19 protein-coding genes are annotated in these 24628 nt (G+C 76.4%); 10 read left to right on the top strand and 9 right to left on the bottom strand.

Annotated elements, in window-relative coordinates; translation table 11 throughout:
- Positions 1-5: 5 nt before the first annotated feature.
- Both H6H00_RS03245 and H6H00_RS03240 read left to right on the top strand, forming a co-directional pair.
- The gene (locus H6H00_RS03245) at positions 6-830 is read left to right on the top strand and encodes a TIGR02569 family protein (protein WP_185719890.1); all 825 of its coding nucleotides are present in this window, start codon (positions 6-8) and stop codon (positions 828-830) included.
- Between the two features lie 125 nt (positions 831-955).
- A complete protein-coding gene (locus H6H00_RS03240; protein ID WP_255425550.1) occupies positions 956-2338 on the top strand; it encodes a nitrate/nitrite transporter in 1383 nt (460 codons plus the stop codon).
- Positions 2339-2413: 75 nt separating this feature from the next.
- Here the strand turns inward: H6H00_RS03240 and H6H00_RS03235 are convergent, their stop codons facing one another.
- Positions 2414-3184 carry an isocitrate lyase/PEP mutase family protein gene (locus tag H6H00_RS03235; RefSeq protein WP_185719889.1) on the bottom strand — a complete coding sequence of 257 codons (771 nt, stop codon included), beginning with the start codon at positions 3182-3184 and terminating at the stop codon, positions 2414-2416.
- A gap of 140 nt (positions 3185-3324) precedes the next feature.
- Here H6H00_RS03235 and nirB point away from each other — a divergent pair, with 140 nt between their 5' ends.
- From nirB to H6H00_RS03215, 4 genes are read left to right on the top strand one after another with little or no spacing between them, the layout of a single operon-like run.
- On the top strand, positions 3325-5820 hold the full coding sequence (nirB, locus tag H6H00_RS03230; protein ID WP_185719888.1) for a nitrite reductase large subunit NirB: 2496 nt from the start codon (positions 3325-3327) through the stop codon (positions 5818-5820).
- Entirely contained in the window at positions 5817-6164 is a 348-nt protein-coding gene (gene nirD, locus H6H00_RS03225) for a nitrite reductase small subunit NirD (RefSeq protein ID WP_185719887.1), read from the top strand. The genes nirB and nirD overlap by 4 nt, the downstream gene beginning before the upstream one ends.
- 5 nt (positions 6165-6169) lie before the next feature.
- Positions 6170-7342 carry a uroporphyrinogen-III synthase gene (locus H6H00_RS03220; RefSeq protein ID WP_185719886.1) on the top strand — a complete coding sequence of 391 codons (1173 nt, stop codon included), beginning with the start codon at positions 6170-6172 and terminating at the stop codon, positions 7340-7342.
- Positions 7339-8025: a sirohydrochlorin chelatase gene (locus tag H6H00_RS03215; RefSeq protein WP_221775775.1), complete on the top strand. Its 687-nt coding sequence runs from the start codon at positions 7339-7341 to the stop codon at positions 8023-8025. Before H6H00_RS03220 ends, H6H00_RS03215 begins: the two co-directional genes overlap by 4 nt.
- 134 nt (positions 8026-8159) lie before the next feature.
- Here the strand turns inward: H6H00_RS03215 and H6H00_RS03210 are convergent, their stop codons facing one another.
- Positions 8160-8438, bottom strand: coding sequence for an MGMT family protein (locus tag H6H00_RS03210; protein ID WP_185722122.1), 279 nt, complete (start codon positions 8436-8438; stop codon positions 8160-8162).
- A complete protein-coding gene (locus H6H00_RS03205) occupies positions 8438-9190 on the bottom strand; it encodes an alpha/beta fold hydrolase (protein WP_255425549.1) in 753 nt (250 codons plus the stop codon). The genes H6H00_RS03210 and H6H00_RS03205 overlap by 1 nt, the downstream gene beginning before the upstream one ends.
- 7 nt (positions 9191-9197) lie before the next feature.
- On the opposite strand from H6H00_RS03205, the gene H6H00_RS03200 reads away from it, so the two are divergent.
- Positions 9198-12578: an ATP-dependent helicase gene (locus tag H6H00_RS03200; protein ID WP_185722121.1), complete on the top strand. Its 3381-nt coding sequence runs from the start codon at positions 9198-9200 to the stop codon at positions 12576-12578.
- On the top strand, positions 12575-15970 hold the full coding sequence (locus H6H00_RS03195) for an ATP-dependent helicase (protein WP_185719884.1): 3396 nt from the start codon (positions 12575-12577) through the stop codon (positions 15968-15970). Before H6H00_RS03200 ends, H6H00_RS03195 begins: the two co-directional genes overlap by 4 nt.
- Here H6H00_RS03195 and H6H00_RS03190 read toward each other — a convergent pair.
- Together H6H00_RS03190 and H6H00_RS03185 are read right to left on the bottom strand one after the other, a co-directional pair.
- Complete coding sequence (locus H6H00_RS03190; protein ID WP_185719883.1) at positions 15945-16460, bottom strand: DUF1697 domain-containing protein; 516 nt, start codon at positions 16458-16460, stop codon at positions 15945-15947. The two genes, H6H00_RS03195 and H6H00_RS03190, sit on opposite strands and share 26 nt — an antisense overlap.
- Complete coding sequence (locus tag H6H00_RS03185) at positions 16457-16849, bottom strand: DoxX family protein (RefSeq protein WP_185719882.1); 393 nt, start codon at positions 16847-16849, stop codon at positions 16457-16459. The genes H6H00_RS03190 and H6H00_RS03185 overlap by 4 nt, the downstream gene beginning before the upstream one ends.
- A gap of 102 nt (positions 16850-16951) precedes the next feature.
- On the opposite strand from H6H00_RS03185, the gene H6H00_RS03180 reads away from it, so the two are divergent.
- On the top strand, positions 16952-17956 hold the full coding sequence (locus H6H00_RS03180; protein ID WP_185722120.1) for a potassium channel family protein: 1005 nt from the start codon (positions 16952-16954) through the stop codon (positions 17954-17956).
- Positions 17957-18311: 355 nt separating this feature from the next.
- Here H6H00_RS03180 and H6H00_RS03175 read toward each other — a convergent pair whose 3' ends face one another.
- The 3 genes from H6H00_RS03175 to xylA all read right to left on the bottom strand — a co-directional run bounded on the left by H6H00_RS03175 (position 18312) and on the right by xylA (position 22244).
- Positions 18312-19469 carry an ROK family transcriptional regulator gene (locus tag H6H00_RS03175; RefSeq protein WP_255425548.1) on the bottom strand — a complete coding sequence of 386 codons (1158 nt, stop codon included), beginning with the start codon at positions 19467-19469 and terminating at the stop codon, positions 18312-18314.
- Positions 19470-19606: 137 nt separating this feature from the next.
- Positions 19607-21004: a xylulokinase gene (locus H6H00_RS03170; RefSeq protein WP_185719881.1), complete on the bottom strand. Its 1398-nt coding sequence runs from the start codon at positions 21002-21004 to the stop codon at positions 19607-19609.
- A gap of 55 nt (positions 21005-21059) precedes the next feature.
- On the bottom strand, positions 21060-22244 hold the full coding sequence (gene xylA, locus H6H00_RS03165) for a xylose isomerase (RefSeq protein ID WP_185719880.1): 1185 nt from the start codon (positions 22242-22244) through the stop codon (positions 21060-21062).
- A 55-nt stretch (positions 22245-22299) separates the two neighbouring features.
- Between xylA and H6H00_RS03160 the strand changes: the two genes are divergently transcribed.
- Positions 22300-23136 carry an exodeoxyribonuclease III gene (locus H6H00_RS03160; RefSeq protein WP_185719879.1) on the top strand — a complete coding sequence of 279 codons (837 nt, stop codon included), beginning with the start codon at positions 22300-22302 and terminating at the stop codon, positions 23134-23136.
- Here the strand turns inward: H6H00_RS03160 and H6H00_RS03155 are convergent.
- Complete coding sequence (locus tag H6H00_RS03155) at positions 23133-24479, bottom strand: MFS transporter (protein ID WP_185719878.1); 1347 nt, start codon at positions 24477-24479, stop codon at positions 23133-23135. The genes H6H00_RS03160 and H6H00_RS03155 overlap by 4 nt on opposite strands.
- Positions 24480-24628: the final 149 nt, after the last annotated feature.

Below are 24628 nucleotides of genomic sequence, written 5' to 3'. Positions count from 1 at the left end.
CGAACGTGACCGCAGCTCCCGTCCTCCCGAGCGGACCCACGGGTACCACCCTGCCGCCGCACGTCCGCACCGCCTTCGGCGTCCAGGACACCGAGCCGCGCCCCGTCGTGTGGGCGGGCCGGCGGGCCTGGCACTGCGGCGACGTCCTCGTCCGCCCGGTGCCCGACAACGCCGTGGCCGCGTGGTCGGCGGGGGTGCTCGACGGGCTCCAGGTCGAGGGCCTGCGCCTCGCGCACCCGGTGCGGTCCTCGGACGGCCGGTGGGTCGTGGCCGGCTGGGCCGCGAGCCGCTACGTCCCCGGCGTGCTGGAGCCCCGCTACGACGCGGTGATCGAGGCGGCCAACCGCCTGCACGCCGCCACCGCCGAGCTGGCCCGCCCCCGCGTCCTCGACGGGCGCGACGACCTGCTGGCCCGCTCCGCCGCGGCCGCGTGGGGGGAGCGTCGGCTCAGCCTCGACCCCGCCACCGGCGGCACCCTGTACGCGGAGCTGGCGGCGTACCGCACGGCGGTGCAGGTCACCCCGCAGGTCGTGCACGCGGAGCTGTTCGGCGCGGTCCTGTTCGACGGCGACGTCCCCGCGCTGGTCGACCTCGTCCCGGCGTGGCGCCCGAAGGAGTGGGCGGCGGCCGTCGTCGTCGTCGACGCCCTGGCCTGGGGCGGGGCCGACGACACCCTCCCGCACCGCTGGGCCCACCTCGACGAGTGGCCGCAGATGCTGCTGCGCGCCGCGCTCTACCGCCTCGCCCTGCACGCGCAGCACCCCGAGGCCTCCGCCCGCACCCTGCCCGGGCTGGAGCGCGCCGCCGGTCTGGTCACCGCGCTGCTCTGATCTCACAGGTGCGCCGCGGCGCGGTGAGAACCGGTTATCGCGCGTGACACGTGGACCGGACGAGACCGTAACGGCCCGTGCCTAACGTCCGGCGTCGACACCCGACGACGGAAGACGAGGCCGACGTGACCACGACGGACCAGCAGCAGCCGGAGGCGCGCTCCGCGCTGGCCGGCCGGTGGATCGACCACTGGGACCCGGAGGACGCGGGGTTCTGGGAGCGCACCGGGGCGCGGGTGGCCAACCGCAACCTCTGGTTCTCGATCCTGTCGGAGCACATCGGGTTCTCGATCTGGACGATGTGGTCGGTGCTCGTGCTGTTCATGGGCCCCGAGTACGGGATCGACGCGGCGGGGAAGTTCTTCCTGGTCGCGGTGCCGACGCTGGTCGGGGCGGTCCTGCGCCTGCCGTACACGTTCGCCGTGGCCCGCTTCGGGGGCCGCAACTGGACCGTGGTGTCCGCGCTGCTGCTGCTGGTCCCCACGATCCTGGCCGCGATCGTCATGCAGCCGGGCACGCCGTACTGGGTGTTCATCGCGGTCGCGGCCGTCGGCGGCGTCGGCGGCGGCAACTTCGCGTCGTCGATGACGAACATCAACGCGTTCTTCCCCGAGCGGCGCAAGGGGTGGGCGCTGGGGCTCAACGCCGGGGGCGGCAACATCGGCGTGCCGGTGATCCAGCTGATCGGGCTGCTCATCATCGCGACGGCCGGCACCGGCGCACCGCGCGTGCTGCTCGGCGTCTACATCCCGCTGATCCTGGTCGCGGCCGTGCTCGCGGCGGTCAAGATGGACAACCTGACGTCGGTGCGGAACGACACCGGCGCGTTCCGCGAGTCGATCCAGGAGAGCCAGACCTGGGTGATGTCGTTCCTCTACATCGGCACGTTCGGCTCGTTCATCGGCTACAGCTTCGCGTTCGGGCTGGTCCTGCAGAACCAGTTCGGGCGCACCCCGCTGGAGGCCGCGGCCGTCACGTTCATCGGCCCGCTGCTCGGGTCGCTGATCCGCCCGGTCGGGGGCACGCTCGCCGACCGCCTCGGCGGTGCGCGCGTCACGTTCTGGAACTTCCTGGCCATGGTCGTCGCCACCGCGGTGATCATCGGGGCGTCGGCCGTCGACTCGCTGGGCCTGTTCACGGCCGGGTTCGTGCTGCTGTTCGTGCTGACGGGGCTGGGCAACGGCTCGACCTACAAGATGATCCCGGCGATCTTCCGGGGCCAGGCGCGGGTCGCGATCGCGGGCGGGGCCGAGGAGCGGGCGTCCTACCTGCGGGCCCGGCGCATCTCCGGAGCGGTGATCGGCATCGCGGGCGCGGTCGGGGCGCTGGGCGGGCTGTTCATCAACCTGGCGTTCCGCCAGTCGTTCCTCACGACGCAGTCCGGCGACACGGCCTACTGGTCGTTCCTCGCGTTCTACGTGGTCTGCGCCGTGGTCACCTACGTCGTGTACCTGCGGCCGGCTCCGGCCGACGCCACCGCCCCGCGCGCGGCGTACGCGGGCGTCTGACGTTCACGACCGCACACGATCGCCCGGGTTCACGGAGGGTGAGGATCTCACTCTCCGTGAACCCCGGGCCGTGGTTCAGTTCAGCGGCTGCGTGCCCTCGGGCAGCGCCCCGCCGGCGAGCAGGTCCCTCGTCAGGCCGGCCAGGTGGGTCAGCGCCGAGCGCTGGGTCCACGGGCCGAAGGAGATGCGCGCGACGCCGAGCTCGGCCAGGCGGGCCTGCGGCAGCGAGCCGGGCACGTTGATCACGCTGACCTTGCGCTCCCCGATGCCCTCGACCAGCGCGACGACGGTGGGCTCGTCGAGCTTGCCGGGCACGAACACGCACGGCGCACCGGCGTCGACGAACGCGCGGCCGCGCTCGATCGCGTCCTTGAGCACGTCGGCCTTGTCGCGGTCGCCCGCCTTGACGAACGCGTCGGTGCGCGCGTTGAGGACGAAGTCGACGCCCTCGGCCTCGCCGGCCTTCAGCGCGGCGGTGACGGCGGCGACGGCCTCGGGCAGCGGCGCCATCTTGTCCTCGAGGTTGGCCCCCACGATGCCGACCCCGATCGCGCGGCGGACGGTCTCGCCCGCGTCGCCGTACCCGCTCTCCAGGTCGGCGGTGACGGGGATGTCCACGGCGGCCGCGATGCGCCCCACCATGTCGATCATCAGGTCGCGCGGGATGTTCTCGCCGTCGGGGTAGCCCAGCGACGCGGCGATGGAGTGGCTGGCGGTGGCGAGTGCCTTGCTGCCCTGGTCGGCGACGACCTTCGCGGTGATCGCGTCCCAGACGTTGACGACGACGAGGATCTCGGGATCGGTGTGCAGGCGCTTGAGTTCGGCGGCTTTATCGGAGAGGGTCACGCGCGCAGGCTACGTCGGACCCGGGCCCCCCGCCCGGACCCGTGCGGCTCACCGCTCCCACCAGCCGATGTGCGGGGGGCGTAACCGCGGCGTCATCGGGGACCGCGTGTCCGTAACGGCCGCTCCCTACCGTCGGCGCCATGCTGGAACTCGTCGTCATCGGCAACGGGATGGTCGGGCACCGCCTGGTCCAGGCCCTCTGCGACCGCGACTCCGCGGGGGAGTGGCACATCACGGTGCTGGGCGAGGAGGCCCGTCCCGCCTACGACCGGGTCGCGCTGTCGTCCTACGTGGACGGGGTGAGCGCGGAGGACCTGACGCTGCCCTCGCTCACCGTCGACCTGCACCTCGGCGATCCCGCCGTCGCGGTCGACCGCGACGCCCGCCGCGTCACCACGGAGTCCGGTCGGGTCCTGCCCTACGACGCGCTCGTGCTCGCGACCGGCTCGGTGCCGTTCGTGCCGCCGGTGCCGGGCCGCGATCTCCCCGGCTGCTTCGTCTACCGCACCCTCGACGACCTCGACGCGATCCGGGCCGCCGCGGCGGAGGCCGTGGCGCGGCCCGGGGCCGGGCGGCGCTCGGCCGTCGTCGTCGGCGGGGGGCTGCTCGGGCTGGAGGCCGCGCGGGCGCTGCGCTCGCTTGGCCTGTCGCCGCAGGTCGTCGAGATCGCGCCCCGGCTGATGCCGGTGCAGGTCGACGAGGGCGGCGGGGCGCTGCTGCGGCGGCTCGTGGAGTCCGCCGAGCTCGCCGTGCGCTGCGGGGTGTCGGTGAACGGCATCGCCGAGGACCGCGGCCGCCTGGTGGCGACGCTGTCCGACGGCGTCGAGCTCGACGCCGACCTCGTCGTCTTCTCCGCCGGGATCCGGCCCGCCGACGCGCTGGCCCGCGCGGCCGGGCTGCCGGTGGGGGAGCGCGGCGGGGTGCTCGTGGACGAGCGCTGCCGCACCTCCGACGAGCACGTGTGGGCGATCGGCGAGGTCGCCGCGCTGGAGGGCCGCACGTACGGGCTGGTCGCGCCGGGCTACGCGATGGCCGAGGTCGTGGCCGACCGCCTCCTCGGCGGGCGGGCGACGATGACGCCCGAGGAGCTCGACATGTCGACGCAGCTGAAGATGCTGGGCGTCGACGTCGCGAGCTTCGGCGACGCCCAGGCGACCACGCCGGGCGCGCTGGAGGTCGTCGTCAACGACCCGGTGGCCGGGACGTACGCCAAGCTCGTGGTCTCCGACGACGCGCGCACGCTGCTGGGCGGGGTGCTCGTCGGCGACGCGTCGAAGTACGCCGCGCTGCGTCCGCTCGTCGGGTCGCCGCTGCCCGCCGACCCGGTGGCGATGATCGCGCCGGGCGGGGTGGAGCTCGGCGCCGACGCACTGCCGGACTCCGCGCAGATCTGCTCCTGCAACGCCGTGACCAAGGGCGCCGTCGTGCACGCGATCGGCGACGGCGCCGACACCGTGCCCGCGCTCAAGGCGTGCACGCGGGCCGGCACGAGCTGCGGGTCGTGCGTGCCGCTGCTGAAGAAGCTGCTGGTCGACTCCGGCGTGCAGGTCTCGAAGGCCCTGTGCGAGCACTTCGCGTTCTCCCGCGCGGAGCTGTTCGAGATCGTGGCGAGCACCGGCATCCGCACGTTCTCGGGTCTGGTCGACGAGCACGGCACGGGCCGCGGCTGCGACATCTGCAAGCCCGCCGTCGCCTCGATCCTGGCCTCGCTCGGCACCGGGCACGTGCACGACGGCGAGCAGGCCGCGCTGCAGGACACCAACGACCACTTCCTCGCCAACCTGCAGCGCAACGGCACCTACTCGGTGGTGCCGCGGCTGCCCGGCGGCGAGGTGAGCCCGGAGCAGCTGATCATCATCGGCGAGGTGGCCCGCGACTTCGGGCTCTACACGAAGATCACCGGCGGGCAGCGGATCGACATGTTCGGCGCCCGCGTCGAACAGCTGCCCGCGATCTGGCGCCGGCTCGTCGACGCCGGGTTCGAGTCGGGCCACGCGTACGGGAAGTCGCTGCGCACCGTGAAGTCGTGCGTCGGGACGACGTGGTGCCGCTACGGCGTGCAGGACTCCGTCGGGCTCGCGGTCGCCCTGGAGCTGCGCTACCGGGGGCTGCGGGCGCCGCACAAGTTCAAGTCCGGGGTGTCGGGCTGCGCGCGCGAGTGCGCGGAGGCCCGCAGCAAGGACTTCGGGATCATCGCCACCGACCAGGGCTGGAACCTCTACGTCGGCGGCAACGGCGGCTTCACCCCGCGGCACGCCGAGCTGCTGGCCTCGGACCTCGACACCGCGACGCTCGTCCGCTACATCGACCGGTACCTCATGTTCTACATCCGCACCGCCGACCGCCTGCAGCGCACCGCGCCGTGGATCGAGTCGCTCGAGGGCGGGCTCGACCACCTGCGCGCGGTCGTCGTCGAGGACTCCCTCGGCATCGCCGCCGACCTGGAGGCCGCCATGGAGCAGCACGTGGGCAGCTACGCCGACGAGTGGCGCGGGGTGCTGGAGGACGAGGAGAAGCTCGCGCGGTTCGTGTCCTTCGTCAACGCGCCCGACACCCCGGATCCGCTGGTGCGGACCCGCGAGGAGCGCGGGCAGCGCGTGCCGGTCGCGCTCGGGCTGCCGGGGGTGGGGGCGTGACCGCCACGGAGACCTCCGTCCGGTGGACGACGATCTGCCCGCTGGAGCGGCTGCTGCCCGAGCGCGGGGTCGCGGCGCTCGTCGGTGACGTCCAGGTGGCGCTGTTCCGGCTGCACGACGGCTCCGTGCACGCCGTCGGCAACGTCGACCCGTTCTCCGGGGCCGCGGTGATGTCGCGCGGGATCGTCGGGGACCGGGGCGGGGTGCCGACGGTCGCGTCACCGGTCTACAAGCAGGCGTTCAGCCTCGTCGACGGGCGCTGCCTCGACGACGCCGACGTGTCGTTGCCCTCTTATCCGGTGCGCGTCGAGGACGGACAGCTGGACGTCGGGCTACCGTGGTAGCCGCCGTGACCACCACCACCGCATCCACCACGCCCCAGGTCGACGTCCCCCCGCTGGCCGGGTTCACCGTCGGCGTCACCGCCGCGCGCCGGGCCGAGGAGCTCGGCACGATGCTCGAGCGCCGCGGCGCCTGCGTGCTGCACGGGCCCGCGCTGCGGATCGTCCCGGTCGCCGACGACACCGACCTGCAGGCCGCCACCCGCGACCTCATCGCGCACCCGCCCGACATCACCGTCGCCACCACCGGGATCGGGTACCGCGGCTGGGTCGAGGCCGCCGACGGGTGGGGCATCGGCGAGGACCTCCTCGCCGCGCTGGGCTCCGGCACGCTGCTCGCGCGCGGTCCGAAGGCGCGCGGCGCGATCCGGGCGTCCGGCCTCGTCGACGCCTGGTCGCCGCCGTCGGAGTCCTCGGCCGAGGTGCTGGAGTACCTGCTCGCCGGCCCGCTGGAGGGCAGGCGGATCGCGGTGCAGCTGCACGGAGAGCCGCTGCCGGACGTCGTCGAGGCGCTGGAGATCGCGGGCGCGTCCGTCGTCCAGATCCCGGTGTACCGGTGGCTCCCGCCCGCCGACCTCGGCCCGCTCGACCGCCTGCTCGACGCCGTCCTCGCCGGCTCGGTCGACGCGCTCGCGTTCACCAGCGCGCCCGCCGCGGCCAGCCTGCTGGCCCGGGCCGCCGAGCGCGGCGTGCGTGACGGCCTGATCGCGGCGCTGCGCGGCCCGGTCGTGTCGCTGTGCGTCGGGCCGGTCACGGCGGCGCCGCTGGAGGCCGTCGACGTCCCCACGGTGCAGCCGCAGCGCTCGCGGCTCGGCGCGATGGTGCGCAAGCTCGAGGCCGAGATGCCCGACCGCGCCCGGCGGCTGCCGGTGGCCGGGCACGTCGTCGAGATGCGCGGGCACGCCGTCCTCGTCGACGGGAACCTGCGCGCCGTGCCGCCCGCCGGCATGGCGCTGCTGCGCAGCCTCGCCCGCCGTCCCGGACGGGTGGTGGGCCGCGCCGATCTGCTAAGCGCCCTGCCCGGCGGCGGCGACGACGAGCACGCGGTGGAGACGGCGATGGCGCGGCTGCGCGCCGCGCTGGGCGAGCCGAAGCTGGTGCAGACCGTGGTCAAGCGGGGCTACCGCCTCGCGCTCGACCCCGCGGGCGGCGGGCACTGCCTGAACGGCGACGACCGGTGAACCTCCTGCTCGTCGCGCACGGCACGCGCGACCCGGCGGGCGCGGTCGTCACCGAGGCGGTGGCCGCCCGCGTCCGCCACCGGCTCGGGGTGCGCGTCGAGGCCTGCTACGTCGACGTCCGCCGCCCCACCCCCGCCGACGCGCTCGCCGCGCTGCCCGGCCCGTGCGTGGCCGTCCCGATGTTCCTGGCCGCGGGCTACCACGTGCGCGTCGACGTCCCGGCGCAGATCGGGGCCACGGGCCGCTCCGACGTGCTGATCGGCGGGACGTTCGGCCCGGATCCCGCACTCGTCGGCGCGGCCGCCGACCGGCTGCGCACCGCGGGGCTGCGCGACGGGGACGCCGTCGTGCTCGCCGTGGCCGGGTCGAGCGACCCGTGCGCGCAGGCCGACGGCGAGCGCGCCGCCCGGCGGCTGGGCCGGTCCCTCGGCCGCCCCGTCACGCTCGCGACCATCGCCACCGGCGGGCCGCGGGTGGGGGAGGCGGTGGCCGCGCTGCGGGCCGACGGCGCGTCGCGGGTCGCGGTGGCGTCCTGGCTGCTCGCGCCGGGGCTGTTCCAGCGCACGCTCGACGACTGCGGGGCCGACGTGGTCGGGGCCCCGATCGCCGACCACGACGCCGTCGTCGAGCTGGTGGCGGCCCGTTTCCACGCGGCGGGAGCCGCGCTGTCGCGGACGGCGTGACCGGACCGGCCGCGGGTCGCCCCGCCCGGGTCGCTGCCGCGCCGCGGTCGCCCCGCCCGCGTCGCAGTGGGGTGGCTCCACTCCGATCGGGCTGCAGTGGAGCCACCCCACTGCGGCCGGCGCCCGCCCGTCGCTCAGCGGCGGGGCCGGGGGAGGCGGCCGTCCTCCAGGAGGACGCCCTCGGCGCGCAGCCGGGCGCTCTGCTCCCGCGCGACCTGCGGGGCGCAGGTCCCGTCGGCGCGCAGCACCCGGTGCCAGGGCAGGTCGTGGCCGTCCTCGGCGAGGATCCGGCCGACCAGGCGGGCGCGGCCGGGCAGCCCGGCGCGCGCGGCGACCTCCCCGTAGCTCGACGTCTCGCCCGGCGGGATCGCGCGCACCACCTCGCGGATCCGCTCGACCGTCTCCTCGTCGATCACCGCAGGAACGCGCGGATGTGCTCGGCGACCTCGGCGGTGCGCTCCAGGAACACCATGTGCCCTGCGTCGACCGGGGCGACGGTGAGGTCGTCGCCCAGCGCGGCGCGGCAGGCGTCGACCCACGCCGGGTCGACGAAGTCGGCCTTCGTGGCCGGGACCAGCAGCGTCGGCCCGACCGGGGTGACCGCCGCGCGGGCCATCTCGCCCCAGGCCGCGACGACGGCGGCGCGGGAGTAGCGGTAGCGCCACCGGTCGCCGTCGGGGACGAGGTGGGCGGCGAGCTCGGCCTCGACCAGCTCGGCGGCGATGCCCTCCCAGCGCTGCGCGCGGTCGGCGCGGGCGGCGTCGAGGTCGGGGTAGGACTCGTCGGCGCGGGTGTCCTCGGCGGTCTCGAGCATGTCCCCGGCGTCGAGCCCGATGGCCGGGTCGAGCAGGACGAGCCGCTCGACGCGCTCGGGCGCGATCCGGGTCAGGTGCACCGCGATCGCCCCGCCGAAGGAGTGCCCGATCACCGGGACGCGGTCGAGGCCCTCGGCGTCGAGGACGGCGAGCAGGTCGGCGACGTGCTGCTCGAACCCCCACGGCGGGGTCCACGGGGAGCGGCCGTGGCCGCGGAGGTCGACGCCGATCAGGCGGTGGTCCGGCAGGGCGTCGGCGAGGACCCGCCAGCGCTCCCCGTGCCCGGTGACGCCGTGCAGGGCGAGGACCGGTCCGCCGTCGCCGAAGGAGTGCCGGTGCAGCGTGCTCACGGTGGGGATGCTCGCACACGCGGCCGCGCACCCCACCGCGGAACTGTCGGGGGTGGGTGGTTGCATCCCCCGTGTGACCCGCACGCTCCCCTCCGCCCGCGTGGCGCCCGGCCTCGTGCGCGCGCCGCGCCGGGGCGGGGTCGTCCCGGAGTGGGACGCCGCCGCGCTGCGGGTGCTCGCCCACGACGCGGGCCCGCTGAAGGTCCTCGGCGGGCCGGGCACGGGCAAGACCACGCTGCTGCTCGCCGCCGTCGCGGGGCGGGTGGCGGCGGGGGAGGACCCGGCGCGCACGCTGCTGCTGGTCGGGAGCAGGCGCGCGGCGGGGGAGTTCCGCGAGCGGCTGGCCGATCTCGCCGGCGGCGCCGACCGCACGCTGCGCGAGCCGCTCGTCCGCACCGTCCACTCGTACGCGTTCGGGGTGCTGCGCCTGCACGCCGCCCGCCACGGCGACCCGCCGCCCCGGCTGCTGGCGAGCGCCGAGCAGGACGCCGTGGTGCGCGACCTGCTGGCCGGGGAGCTGTTCGACGAGGTCCCGGGCTCGGGCTGGCCCGAGCGGCTGCGCCCCGCGCTCGCCCTGCCGGGGTTCGCCGCCGAGCTGCGCGAGCTGATCCTGCGGGCCGCCGAGCGCGGGCTCGGGCCCGACGAGCTCGCCGCGCTCGGCGAGATGCACGACGTCGGGGCCTGGAGCGCGGCCGGCCGGTTCTTCCGCACCTACGAGCAGGTCACGCTGCTGCGCGGGGCCGCGGGCCGCGGCGCCCCGCAGGCCACCGCCCCCGCGCTCGACGCCGCCGAGCTGGTCTCCGCCGCCCTCGACGCGCTGGCGTCGGACCCCGAGCTGCTCGCCGCCGAGCGGCACCGCGTGCAGCACCTGCTCGTCGACGACGCCCAGGACCTCGACCCCCAGCAGATGGAGCTGGTCCGCGCGCTCGGCTCCACCGCCCGCACCGTCCTGCTGGCGGGCGACCCCGACCAGGCCGTGCTCAACTTCCGCGGAGCCGACCCCACGGGGATGACCGCGATCGAGGCCGAGACGGTGGTGCTCGACGTCGACCACCGCAGCGCCCCCGCCGTCCGCGCCGCCGGGGCGCGGCTGGCGGCCCGGCTGCCCGGCGCGGGTCCGGGGCGCCGCCGCGTCGGCCCGCCCGGCGAGACCGGGTCGTCGGGGGAGGCCGGGTCGTCGGGCGAGACCGGGTCGTCGGGGGAGACCGGGTCCTCGGGCGCCGCGGCCGGCGTCGTCGACGTCCGCATCTTCGCCTCCGCCGCGCAGGAGGCGGGCTGGGTGGCCGACCGGCTGCGCCGGGCGCACCTCACCGACGGCGTGCCCTGGTCGCGGATGGCGGTGCTGTCGCGATCCACGCGCCGCTCGCTGCCCACGCTGCGGCGCGCGCTGCTCGCGGCCGGCGTCCCGATCGCCGCCCCGCCCGACGAGCTGCCCACCGCCCGTCAGCCCGCCGTCGTCCCGCTGCTCATGGTGCTGCGCTACGCCGCCCGCCCCCACGAGCTCGACGCCGACGCCGCCACCGCCCTGCTCACCTCCCCGCTGGGCTCGGCCGACCCGATGCGGATGCGCCGCCTGCGCCGCGGCCTGCTCCGGCTGCACGCGGGCGGCCCCGACGGCGACTCCGGCGAGGGGTCCGACCCCCTGCTCGTCGACGCCCTGCGCGCCGCGGCCCGCGGCCGGCCCGACCCGCTGGCCGCACTCCCGGCGAACGAGACCGCCCCGCTGCGGCGCGTCGGCGCGCTGCTGGCGCTGGCGGGCGACGCCGTGCGCGACGGCGAGAGCGCCGAGGAGGTGCTCTGGCGGGTGTGGCAGCGCTGCGGGCTGGGGCAGCGCTGGAGCGAGGCGAGCGCGCGGGGCGGCCCGGCGGGTGCCGCGGCCGACCGCGACCTCGACGCCGTCCTCGCCCTGTTCGACGCGGCGGCGCGGCACGCCGACCGGTTGCCGGGCGCGGGCGTCGTGGGGTTCACCGAGTACCTCACCGAGCAGCACCTGCCCAGCGACACCCTCGCCGCCCGCGCCCCGCAGGGGGAGGCGGTCGTGCTGCTCACCGCGCACGCCGCGCGCGGCCGGGAGTGGGACGTCGTCGCGGTGCCGGGGGTGCAGGAGGGGGCCTGGCCCGACCTGCGGCTGCGCGGGAGCCTGCTGGGCAACGAGCGGCTGGTCGACCTCGTGGCCGGCGTCGCGGCGCCGCAGGAGACGGTCTCGCGGATGGCGCCGCTGCTGGCCGAGGAGCGGCGGCTGTTCTACTCGGCGTGCACCCGCGCCCGCACGACGCTGCTGGTCAGCGGCGTGCAGGGGGAGGACGAGCAGCCGTCCCGGTTCCTCGACGAGCTCGATCCCCTGCCCGCGGAGAAGGCCGAGCGTCCCGTGCACCGCCCGGGCCGCTCCCTCGTGCTCGCCGAGCTGGTGGGCGAGCTGCGCCGGGCCGTCTGCGATCCCGACGCGGATCCGGGGAGGCACGCGCGGGCCGCCGCGGCGCTGGCCCGGCTGGCCGAGGCCGGCGTGCCCGGGGCCCACCCCGACCAGTGGTACGGCCTCGCGCCGCTCTCCGCGCAGGCCCCGCTGCGGGAGCCGGGCGAGGTCGTGCCGGTGTCGCCGTCCGACGTCGAGAAGATCCTGCGCTGCCCGCTGCGCTGGGTGCTGGAGCGCCACGGCGGCAGTGACAACGGGGCGCTCGCCGCGATCACCGGGTCCCTGGTGCACGCGCTCGTCCAGGCCGCGGCGGCGGGCGCGGAACCGGGCGAGCTGGAGACGGCGCTGCAGTCGGCGTGGGCCCGGCTCGACGCGGGCGCGCCGTGGTTCGGCCGTCGCGAGCTCACCCGGGTGCGCGGGATGCTGGCGGCGTTCGACGACTGGGTGCGGTCGAGCCGGGCCGGCGGACTGTCGCTCGTCGCCGTCGAGCAGGCGGTGCAGCTCGACCTGCCGCCCGACGAGGTCGAGGTCGGCACCGCGGGGCCGTGGCTGCGGCTGAAGGGCCGGGTCGACCGGCTGGAGGTCGACGCCGACGGGCGCCCGGTCGTGGTCGACGTCAAGACCGGCAAGACGGCGGTGAGCGCCCGCGCGGCCGCGGAGCACCCGCAGCTCGCGGTCTACCAGCTGGCCGCCGCCCTCGGCGCGTTCGGCGACCTCGTCGACGCCGCGGCCGGTCCCGGCGGCGCGCGCCTGGTCTACGTGGCCGACCGCAGGGCCGGCGGCGAGGCGAAGGAGCCCACGCAGCCCCCGCTCGACGAGGGCGGCGTCGAGCTGTGGCGGGCGGTGGTGCGCGACGCGGGGGTGCAGTCCTCGGGCTCGGTGTTCGTCGCGCGACTGGGCCCCGACTGCGACCGCTGCCCGGTCCGCACCAGCTGCCCCGCCCATGGCGCGGGCCGCCCGGTCACGGAGGCGTGACCGTGCTCCTCACCCCCCGCGCGCTCGCGACCGCACTCGGCGTCGACCCCCCGACCGAGGAGCAGGCCGCCGTCATCTCCGCGCCCGCGCGCCCGGCGCTGGTCGTCGCGGGGGCCGGGGCGGGCAAGACGGAGACGATGGCCGCCCGGGTCGTCTGGCTGGTGGCCACCGGTGAGGTGCTGCCCGAGCAGGTGCTCGGTCTGACCTTCACGCGCAAGGCCGCGCAGCAGCTCGGCGCCCGCGTCCGCTCGCGGCTGCGGCGCCTCGCGGGCACCCGCCTGCTCGACGAGCTCGACCCCAGCGGCGAGCGCCGGGCGGCCGTGCTCGCCGGGGAGCCGACCGTCTCCACCTACCACGCCTACGCCGGGCGGCTGGTCGGCGAGCACGCGCTGCGGCTGCCCGCGGAGCCCGCCGCGCGGCTGCTCAGCCAGACCGCGGCCTGGCAGCTCGCGCACCGCGTCGTCAGCACCTGGGCCGACGACCTCGACATCGACCGCGTGCCCGCCACCGTCACCGGCTACCTGCTGGCGCTGGCCGGGGAGCTCGGCGAGCACCTCGTCGGCACCGACGCGGTCCGCGTCCACGCGGAGCGGCTGGTCGAGACGCTGTCCTCGGCGCCCCGGGGGAAGGGGCAGCGGGCCGACCCGTCGCTGACCTACAAGCGCTGGATCGACGCCCAGCGGATGCGCCTGGAGCTGCTGCCGCTGGTGGAGGCGTTCGCGGCCCGCAAGCGGTCGGAGCGGGCCGTCGACTTCGCCGACCAGCTCGCGATCGCCGCGCGCGTGGCGGAGAGCCACCCGGAGGTCGGGGAGACCGAGCGCGCCACCTACCGCGCGGTGCTGCTCGACGAGTACCAGGACACCGGCCACGCCCAGCGCGTGCTGCTGCGGGCGCTGTTCGGCACGGTGCCCGGGGAACCGGTGCGCGCCGACGGGCCGTCGGTCACGGCGGTGGGCGACCCGTGCCAGTCGATCTACGGGTGGCGCGGCGCGAGCGCGGGCAACCTCGTGCGCTTCCGCACCGACTTCCCCGCCGGGCCGGACGAACCCGCCGACGAGTTCGGCCTGCTCACCAGCTTCCGCAACCCCGCCGAGGTGCTCGCGCTGGCCAACGCGGTGTCCGAGCCGCTGCGGACGGCGCCGGGGGCCGTCGGCGTCGGGGAGCTGCGGGCCGGGTCGACCGAGGTCCGGGGTGACGTCCGGGTGGCGCTGCTGCCCGACGTCGCCACCGAGGTGGGGTGGGTGGCCGACGCGATCGCCGAGCAGTGGACCGACGAGCGCACGCCCAGCTCGGCGGTGCTCGTCCGGCGCCGCGCCGACATGGACGCCGTCGCCGACGCCCTGCGCTCCCGCGGGCTGCCGGTCGAGGTCGTCGGTCTCGGCGGGCTGCTCGACACGCCGGAGGTGCGCGACCTCGTCAGCGCGCTCAAGCTCGTCGCCGACCCGCTGGCCGGGCCGTCGGCGATCCGCCTGCTCACCGGGGCCCGCTGGCGGCTCGGCGTCGCCGACCTCGCCGCGCTGTGGGCGCGCGCCCGCGAGCTGGTGCCGGGGACGGCTCCGCGCTCCGGCCCGCTGACGCCGGCCGAGCTCGCGATGGGCGCGCTGCCCGCCGAGCAGGCGGAGCAGGCCGGGCTCGTCGACGCCCTCGACGACCCGGGCGACCCGGCCGCCTACACGCCCGCGGGCCACGACCGGATCGTGCGGCTGGGCCGCGAGCTGAGCTGGCTGCGCGCCCGCGCGGCGGCCCCGCTCACCGACCTAGTCGCCGACGCCGAGCGCCTCCTGCTGCTCGACGCCGAGTCCGCCGCCCGGCCCGGCCCGGTCGGCCGCACGCACCTCGACGCGTTCGCCGACGTCGTCGCCGAGTTCGCCTCCGGCGCCGAGGTGGCCACGCTGCCCGCCCTGCTCGACTACCTCGACACCGCCGAGCAGGCCGAGGACGGGTTGACGCCGGGCGACGTCGAGGTCGCGCAGGACCGCGTCCAGGTGCTCACCGTGCACGCGGCGAAGGGCCTCGAGTGGCAGGTGGTGGCCGTGCCGCACCTCGTCTCGCAGGTCTTCCCCGGCCGCAAGATCGGCGGCACCTGGCTCACCGACCCCTCCGAGCTGCCGGTGGCGCTGCGCGGCGACGCGATCGACCTCCCCGGGCTCGACCTGTCCGCGTGCACCGACCGCAAGCTGGTCGAGAACGCGGTCAAGGCCCACTCCGAGTCCCTCGACGAGCGCCGGCTCACCGAGGAGCGACGGCTGTTCTACGTCGCGCTGACGCGCAGCGAGCGGGTGCTGCTGGTGTCCGGGCACCGCTGGCCCGCGGCGGGGGAGAAGCCGAAGGAGCCCTCGGAGTTCCTGGAGCAGATCCGGCGGGCCGTCCCGGACGCGGTCGAGCAGTGGGCCGACCCGCCCGAGGACGGCGCGGCCAACCCCGCCGTCGTCGACGGGCCGGGCCTGCCGTGGCCGCTGGACCCCCTCGGCGCCCGCTCGGCCGACGTGCACGCCGGGGCCGACCGCGTGCGTGCGGCCCTGGCCGATCTCGACGCCGCCCGCTCGGCCCGCGCCGACGCCGCCGACCCGGGCGCGCAGCTGGAGCTGCTCGACGTCCCCGCCCCGTCCGTCCCCGGCCCCGGGGACCGCGACCCGGAGGACCCCGGTCCCGAGGAGCCCGACCCCGACGAGCCCGAGGACGGCGACGGCGTCGACCCGGCCGACCCCGAGGGCTGGGCCGCCGACGTCGAGGTCCTGCTGGCCGAGCGGGCCGCCGCCCGCGCCCGGCCGACCGTCGCGCTGCCGGCGCAGCTGACCGTCAGCCAGCTCGTCGAGCTGGCCGCCGATCCGGCCACGCTGGCCGCCCGCCTGCGCCGCCCGCTGCCGCTGCCGCCCAACCCGCACACCCGCCGCGGCACCGCGTTCCACGCCTGGCTGGAGCAGCGGTTCGGCGCGGCCCAGCTGCTCGACCTCGACGAGCTGCCCGGCGCGGCCGACGAGGACGCCGTGTCCGACGACTCGCTCGCCGAGCTGCAGGAGGCGTTCCTGGCCAGCGAGTGGGCCGAGCGGCGGCCGGTCGAGGTGGAGGTGCCGTTCGAGACGATCGTCGCCGGGGTCGGGGTGCGCGGCCGGATGGACGCGGTGTTCGCCGACCCCGACGGCGGCTGGACCGTCGTCGACTGGAAGACCGGCGCCCTGCCCGACGACGCCCGGCTGCCGGCGCTGTCGGTGCAGCTCGCGGCGTACCGGCTGGCCTGGGCGGCGCTGGCCGGCTGCCCGCCCGAACAGGTCCGGGCCGCCTTCCACTACGTGCGCGCCGACGTCACGGTCCGCCCGGCCGACCTCCTCGACGCCGAGGGGCTGCGCGGGCTGCTGGAATCGGTGCCTACAGCAGCGACACCAGCTTCGTGAGCGTGTTCCAGTTGCGGGTGGTGACGAGCCGGCCGTCCGGCCAGCCGACGGCGGGCGCGGCCAGCACGCCGTCGGGGCACCACTGGTAGAGCACCCGCCCGACCAGGCGGGCGTGCTCCGGGTCGGCGGCCGTCGGGTCGTGGGCGTCGGCGGGATCGGGGGCCTCGCCCAGGACGTGGGCCATCATCCGCGAGCCGTCGTCGGCGATTTCGGCGAAGGGGTGGGCGTCGACGATCGCGCGCAGCTCCGCGGCGGTCAGCACGACGGTCCGCACCTCGAACCCGGCGTGCCCGGCGATGGCGGCCTCGATCCGGCGGGCGTGCGCCGTCGGGTCGTCGGCCGGACCGGTGACGATGGCGTTCCCGCTGTTCAGGACCGTGCGGACGTCGGTGAAGCCGAGACCGTCGAGCAGGGTGCGCAGGTCGGCCATGGCGATCCGCTTCGCCTTGCCGACGTTGATCCCGCGCAGCAGGACGGCGTACCGGGTCATGCGGCCGGGCCGGTCGCCGTCGGCCGCGGCGCGTCGCGGCGCACCTTCAGCGCCCACAGCACGAGCAGGATCTGCAGCGGCAGGCGACCGTAGGCGACGGCCTGCTCGCCGAGGGAGCGGTCGGACCAGTCGATCGCCATCTTGACGTTCGCCGGGAACACCGCGACGAACAGGGCCGCGGCCGCGAGCCCGCCGAGGCGCCGGGTCCGGGGCACGGCCACCGCGGCGGCGACGCCCAGCTCGGCGGCCCCCGAGGCGTAGGTCCAGAACCGGGCGGTGCCGGGGAGCTGCTCGGGCACCATCGAGTCGAAGAAGTCGGGGGCCACGAAGTGGGTAACCCCGGCCGCGGCGAGGAAGCCGGCGAGGGCGATGGCGGCTCGGGAGTTCACGCCGGTGATCGTCGCACGGGTGCCGCGGGCTACCCTCCGCGCGTGAGGAGCGAGGGGCGCCGCCGACCGATCGCCGACCCGTCGCTGGTCGGGCCGATCCGCATGCCCGACTCGACGGTGACGCCGCTGGTCTCGCTGCTCCGCAGGCTGGCGATCGCGATGGGGGCCCTGACCGCCACCGCACTGATCGTGTACTTCGGCCGGGACGGGTACCTCGACAACAACTCGAACGGCGACCCGATCAGCCTCGCCGACGCGTTCTACTACGCGACGGTGTCGGTCTCGACCACCGGCTACGGCGACATCGTCCCGGTCAGCGACGCGGCCCGGCTGTGGACCACGATCGTCGTCACGCCGCTGCGGCTGATCTTCCTCATCACGTTCGTCGGGACCACCGTCGAGCTGCTCACCGAACGCTCCCGGCAGTCCTTCCGGATCGAGCGCTGGAGGTCCAGGTTGCGCGACCACACCATCGTCGTCGGCTACGGCACGAAGGGGCGCGCCGCCGTGGAGACGCTCCTCGGCGACGACAAGCGGCCCGACGACATCATCGTCGTCGACACCGACCGCGCCCAGCTCGACGCCGCGTCGGCGCTCGGGCTGGTCACCGTCACCGGCAACGCCACCCGGTCGAGCGTGCTGCGCATCGCGGGCGTGGCGCACGCGTCGGCGATCATCGTCGCGACGAACCGCGACGACACCGCCGTGCTGGTCACGCTCACCGCCCGCGAGCTGTCACCGACCATCCGGATCGTCGCGGCGGTGCGGGAGTCGGAGAACGTGCACCTGCTGCGGCAGTCGGGCGCGAACTCCGTCGTCGTCTCGGCGGAGACGGCGGGCCGCCTGCTCGGTGCGGCGACGACCAGCCCGAACGTCGTCGAGGTCGTCGAGGACCTGCTGACGCCCGACGCCGGCTTCGCGATCAGCGAGCGCGAGGTGGAGGAGGCCGAGGTGGGCGGCTCCCCGCGGCACCTGGGCGACATCGTGCTGGCCGTGGTGCGCGGCGACGACCTCTACCGCGTCGACTCGTCGAAGGTCGACTCCCTCGACCGCGGCGACCGGCTGCTCTACGTCCGCAAGGCCACCCCGCCCGACGACGAGGACTGACCCCCCCCGGGCGTCCCGCCCCCACCCGCCGAGCCCGCCGCCCCCACCCGGCGAGTTTGCCGCCCCCGCCCGGCGAGTTTGCCGCTGCCGCCCGGCGAGTTTGCCTCCGTCGCCCCGCGAGTGTGCCTTTGCGGCCCGGCGTGTCCGCCGCTCCGCTCGGCGAGTGTGCCGCTGCCGCCCGGCAGGCCTCACTCCGCTGCACGCGATCGGCCAACTCACCGTGCACGATCGGCAAACTCGCCGGGGGTAGGCGGAGAACTCGCCGGGCCGCAAAGGCAAACTCGCCGGGGGTGGGTGGGGGCGGCACACTCGGCGGGTGCCGGGGTGGCTCGGCCGTCGATCGGGGCCGGGCGTCTCAGGGGCGGCGCAGCCGCTCCCGCACCACCGACGCGGCCGCCGCCCGCAGCGCACCGCCGGGGCCCAGCGCCGAGAGGCGCACCTCGACGTCGGACCGGTGCACGACCCGTTCGCACAGCCGGTCGTGCACCGCGGCGCGCAGCGGCTCCCCGAGCCGCGGGTAGATCCCCCCGAGCACGACGACCGGCACGTCCAGCAGGTTGACGGCGCCGGCGAGCGCGACGCCGAGCGCGCGGGCGGCACCGTCGAGGACGTGCGGGGGCAGGGCGTCCAGATCGGTGGTGCGGCCCGCGCGCAGCAGCGCCTCCTGACCCGCGACCTGCTCCAGGCAGCCGTGCCCGCCGCACCGGCAGTTCGGCCCGTCCGGGTCGACGACGACGTGCCCCAGCTCGCCCGCCCGCCCGCCGACCCCGCGGAACAGCTGCCCGCCCAGCACGATCCCCGCCCCGACCCCGACGCCCCCGGAGACGTAGAGCGCGTCCGGCGGGCCGGCGGCGAACCAGAGCTCGGCGAGCGCGGCGAGATCGGCCTCGTTGGCGGTGGTGACCGGCAGGCCGTCGAACAGCGGGCCGATCTCCGCCCCCGACCATTGCGGCAGGTTGGGGGCCCGCACCACGACCCCGTCCGCGGCGACGACGCCGGGCACCGCCACCGCCGCCCCGACGACCTCCAGCCCCGCCTCCGCGCGGACGGTCCGGGCGAGCGCGACGGCCCGGCCGACGGCGACACCGGGGTGCGCGTCCCGGTGGGCCGACGGGATCCGGGCGGTCGCCCGCACCGACCCGGTGAGGTCGACGACGCAGGCCGAGATGTGGTCGACCTCGATCTCGACGCCGAGCCCGGCGGGCCCGGAGCGGTTGAGCTGCAACGGGTTCGCCGGCCGTCCCGGACCGCTGCGCTCGGCGGCGAGCTCGTCGAGCAGGCCGGCGTCGAGGAGCTCCTCGACGAGCGAGGACACGGTGCCGCGGGTCAGCCCGGTGCGCGCGGCGAGCGCGGCCCGTGAGACCGGTTCGGCGGCGACGACCTCACCGAGCACGAGCGCGAGGTTGTGCCGGCGCACGTCGCCCCCGGCCGCCCGCGCCCCCGCGCCGCGGGCGACCAGGTCCCGGCCGGCGGTCACCGCGGCCCCGACCCGGACGCGTCCCGACCCGCGCACCGCGGGGTCCCGGGCCGGCGCAGGAGGGCGACCCGTGCGGCGGCGCGCCCCGACCCGCGCGCCACGGCTCCTCGACCCGTGCGCCGCGCCTCGCCCCGCGCGCGAGGGCCCACCGACCCGCGCACCGCCGCACCCACTCAGACCCCGATCTTCGCGACGGTGAGGTCCCGGGCCTGCGCGTAGCGGGCGCGGACCGACGGCACCGGGTCGGCGTCGAAGGACTCCGTGTCGGCCGCCTCCCACACCGGGGGAGCGGCCGAGCCCGCGAGCACCCACGCCGCCTGCCGGGCCGCCCCGTCGGCGACGTACTCCCCGGGCGTCGGCCGCAGCACCGGGCGCCCGAACACCGCGGGGGCGATCCGGGCCACCGCGTCGGAGCGGGCCCCGCCGCCGACCAGGAACACCCGGTCGACCGGCACCCCGGCCTCGACCAGGGCGTCGAGGGCGTCGGCGAGCCCGCACAGCAGCCCCTCGACCGACGCCCTGGCGAGGTGCGCTGGCGTGGAGCTGCCGAGGGTGAGGCCGTGCAGCGCCCCGGTGGAGTCGGGCCTGTTGGGCGTCCGCTCGCCCTCCAGGTACGGCACGAGCACGAGCCCGTCGGACCCGGCAGGCGCCGACAGCGCGAGCCGCGAGAGCTCCGCGTGGTCGACCCCCAGCAGCGTGCCCGCGGCGTCCAGGACCCGTGCGGCGTTGAGCGTGCAGACCAGCGGCAGGTGCTCGCCGGTGGCGGAGGCGAACCCGGCGATGATCCCGGTGGCGTCGGCCGTCGGGACCGGGCTGACCGCCGACACCACGCCGGAGGTCCCGAGCGACACCACGACGTCGCCGACCTGCGCACCCAGACCCAGTGCGGCGCCGGCGTTGTCCCCGGCACCCGGCCCGACCACGAGCCCGTCCGGGGTCCGGCCCGCCGACTCCCCGGGCCCCAGCACCCGGGGAAGCCGCACGTCGGACCGGCCCAGCGCCCGTTCCAGCAGGTCGAGGCGGTAGCCGTCGGGTCCCCAGTAGCCGGTGCCGGAGGCGTCGGAGCGGTCGGTGACGAGGTCGTCGAGCGCGCCGGTGCCGCGCAGCTTCCACGTCAGCCAGTCGTGCGGCAGGCACACCGCCGCCGTGGCCGCCGCGTGCCCGGGCTCGTGCGTGGCGAGCCAGCGCAGCTTGGTGGCGGTGATCGAGGCGACGGGCACGCTGCCGGTCGCGTCGGCCCACGCCCGGGCGCCCAGCTCGTCGACGAGGTCGCGCGCGGCGTCGGCGGACCGGGTGTCGTTCCACAGCAGCGCCGGGCGGACGACGTCACCGGACTCCGACAGGCACACCATCCCGTGCTGCTGACCCGCGACGGCGATCGCCCCGACGCCGTCGAGCCCGCCCGCCCGCGCCAGCGCCTCCTGCAGCGCCGACCACCACGCCGCGGGATCCACCTCGGTGCCGACGGGGTGCTTCGCCCCGCCCTCCCGGACCAGCGCGCCGGTGGCGGCGTCGCGGATCACGACCGTGCAGGACTGCGTCGACGAGTCGACGCCGGCCACGAGCGTCATCAGTGCTCCCTCGTGCGCGGAAACCGTGGTGCGCACGCTATCCGCGCACGGGTGGTCATCGGGCCCCCATCAGGTGCTCCACCGCCAGCTGGTTGAGCTTGCCGAAGCCGTAGCCCCGCTCGCCCGCCTTGTCGGCGTCGTAGTCCTCGAACGCGGTGCGGTCGGCGGCGAGGTCGGCGAGGGTCTCGCCGGGGTTGAGCGTGGGGGTCGACAGCTCCGCGACCCCGGCCGTCGCCAGCGCGGCCTGCACCTCGGGGTCGGCGCGGAACGCCGCCGCCCGCTCCTTGAGCAGCAGGTAGGTCCGCATGTTCGCCGCCGCGGAGTCCCACACGCCGGTGACGTCCTCGGTGCGCAGCGGCTTGTAGTCGAAGTGCCGCGGGCCGTCGTAGGCCGGGCCGCCGCCCGGGGCGCCGTGCTCGATGAGGTCGACGAGCGAGAACGCGTTGATCAGGTCGCCGTGGCCGAAGATCAGGTCCTGGTCGTACTTGATGCCGCGCTGGCCGTTGAGGTCCAGGTGGAACAGCTTGCCAGCCCACAGCGCCTGCGCGATGCCCGCGGAGTAGTTGAGCCCGGCCATCTGCTCGTGCCCGACCTCCGGGTTCACCCCGACGATGTCGCCGTGCTCCAGGCCCGCGATGAACGCGAGCGCGTGGCCGAGGGTGGGCAGCAGGATGTCGCCGCGGGGCTCGTTGGGCTTGGGCTCGATCGCGAAGCGGATGCCGTAGCCCTGCTCCTTGACGTACGCGGCGAGGGTGTCGATGCCCTCGCGGTAGCGGTCGAGCGCGGCCCGGATGTCCTTGCCGGAGTCGACCTCGGCGCCCTCGCGCCCGCCCCAGAACACGTAGGTCGACGCGCCGAGCTCCGCGGCCAGGTCGAGGTTGCGCAGGATCTTGCGCAGCGCGAACCGGCGCACGCCGCGGTCGTTGCTGGTGAACGCGCCGTCCTTGAACACGGGGTGCGTGAAGGTGTTGGTGGTCATCATCGGGACCACGAGGCCGGTCTCGTCGAGCGCGGCGCGGAAGCGGGTGAGGATCCGGCTGCGCTCGTCGGGCGTGGAGCCGAACGGGAGCAGGTCGTCGTCGTGGAACGTGACGCCCCAGGCCCCCAGGTCGGAGAGCCGGTGCACCGACTCGACGGGGTCGAGCCAGGGGCGCGTGGCGGTGCCGAACGGGTCGGCGGCGGGCCAGCCGACGGTCCAGAGCCCGAAGCTGAAGTGGTCGTCACGAGTCGGCTGCACCACGGGGAACCCCTTTGTTCGATGATCGTACAAACTCGTCCACGGTAGCGTGCCGGGCGTGCGCCTGGCTACGTGGAACGTGAACTCCGCCCTCGTCCGGCTGCCGCGGCTGCTGCCCTGGCTCGACGAGCGCGCCCCCGACGTCGTCTGCCTGCAGGAGACGAAGGTGACCGACGAGCAGTTCGCCGAGGCGTTCGACGAGCCGCTCCAGGAGCGCGGCTACGAGGTCGCGCACGTCGGGGAGGGGCGGTGGAACGGGGTCGCGCTGCTCTCGCGCGTCGGGCTGGAGGACGTGCGGCGCGCGCTGCCCGCCGCCCCGGCGTTCAACGACGCCGTCGAGGCCCGCGCCGTCACCGCCACCTGCGGCGGGCTGCGCGTCACCTCGGTCTACGTGCCCAACGGCCGCACCCCCGACGACCCGCACTACGCCTACAAGCTGGAGTGGCTGGCCGCGCTCGCGGCGTCGGTCGACGACGCGGCCACCACCGTCATCGCCGGTGACGTCAACATCGCCCCCACCGACGACGACGTCTGGGACCCGTCCCTGTTCGTCGACTCCACCCATGTGACGCCGGCCGAGCGCGGCGCCCTGACGACGCTGCGCGACCTCGGCCTGGCCGACGTCGTCCGCGACCGCTGGCCCACCGAGCGGTTCTTCAGCTACTGGGACTACCGCGCGGGCCGCTTCCACCAGGACCAGGGCATGCGCATCGACCTGGTGCTCGCCGGCGCCGACCCGGCCGGGCGCGTCGCCGCGGCGTGGGTCGACCGCCAGGCGCGCAAGGGGTCGGGGCCCAGCGACCACGCCCCCGTGATCATGGACCTGGACACCGCCCCGGACGGCGACATCGGCCCGGTCGTCCCGCCGCCGTCGAACCCGAAGCGGCGCCGCTAGGCCGTCCGCCCGGCCAGCGCCGCACCGAGCGCGGCCAGCCCGACCAGCACGGCCACCAGCACCGGCAGGGCGACGCCCGGCGCCACCAGCACCGCGAGCAGCGCCCCGCCGAGGCCGATCATCGACGCGGTCGTCAGCTGGTCGGCGATCTGCGCGGCCGAGCTGTGGAAGCCGACGGCCTCGGGTGCCGACTTCTGCAGCAGCAGGAACGACACCGACGAGAACCCGAGCCCCATCCCGACGCCCGCGAGCGCCCAGAACGGCAGCGCCAGCCAGGGCAGCCCCCAGGCCGGGGCGACGAGGAGCATCCCCGCCGCGCCCGTGCCGAGCGCGCAGAAGCCGATCCGCAGCAGCCGGGCGCGGGGCAGGTCGGGACGGCGGCCCTGCCACGCCGCCGCGCTCGACCACCCCAGCGAGCCGACGATCAGCGGCAGCCCGGCCGCCGCCAGCGTCCAGCCGTGGGTGCCGTTGAGCATGAGCGGCAGGTAGGAGTTGACGGTGAAGAACACGCCGGCGAGCAGCCCCCGGGACAGGACGACGGTCGGCACGCCGCGCCCCGCCCGGAACACCCCGCGGGGCAGCAGCCGCGGCACGGCGGGCACCAGCAGCAGCACCGCGACGCCCGCGACCACGGCCCCGGTCGCGTCACCCTGCTGGGCCGCCCAGCTCAGCGCGGAGATCCCGACGGCGGCCGCCGCGGCGGCGGGCACGAGACCGGGGCGCGCCGGGGCGGCGGTGCGCGCCGGGTCCGGCGGGCCCAGGCGGCGCACGGCCGGCACGACGAGCGCCACCGCGACCGCCACGAACGGCACGAGGCCCAGGAACACCCAGTGCCACGACACGGCCTCGGTGACCAGCCCCGAGACCGGCGGCCCGACCAGCGAGGGCAGCACCCACGCCGAGGAGATCAGCCCGAACACCGCGGGCCGGACGCGCTCGGGGTAGACCAGCGCGATCAGCACGTAGACGCCGACCCCCAGCGCGCCGGCCCCGAGCCCCTGCAGCAGCCGTCCGACGAGCAGCTGCGGCATCGTCGCCGCCGTACCGGCGACGAGCAGCCCGATCCCGAACAACAGCGGTGCGACGACGAGCGGCACCCGCGGCCCGGCCCGGTCGCTGAAGCGCCCGCCGAGCACGGTGCCGAACACCGACGCGGCCATGAACGCCACGAACGGCCACGCGTACATCGACACCGACCCGAGGTCGGCGACCAGCGCCGGCATCGCGGTCCCGACCCCCATCGCCTCGAACGCGACGAGGCTGATCAGCAGGACCAGCCCGACGGTCGTCGACCGGCGGTCGGGTCCGAACAGCTCCGTGCGGACGGCGGTGGGTGCGGTCATGGGGCGATCGTGCTCCCTGGACCCGGGTCGAGGTCAACGCGGGCGGCGGCCGGATCTCACCCGATCGAGGGGTTGGCCCGCTCCGGCGCTGCGGGGGACGGGCGGGCGGGCCAACCTCCGGGGCACTCCCCACCGCTCCCCGGAGGTAT

The sequence above is a fragment of the Pseudonocardia petroleophila genome (genome assembly GCF_014235185.1).
GTDB classification, from domain to species: Bacteria; Actinomycetota; Actinomycetes; order Mycobacteriales; family Pseudonocardiaceae; genus Pseudonocardia; species Pseudonocardia petroleophila.
This window is presented reverse-complemented; position numbering and strand designations above follow the sequence as displayed.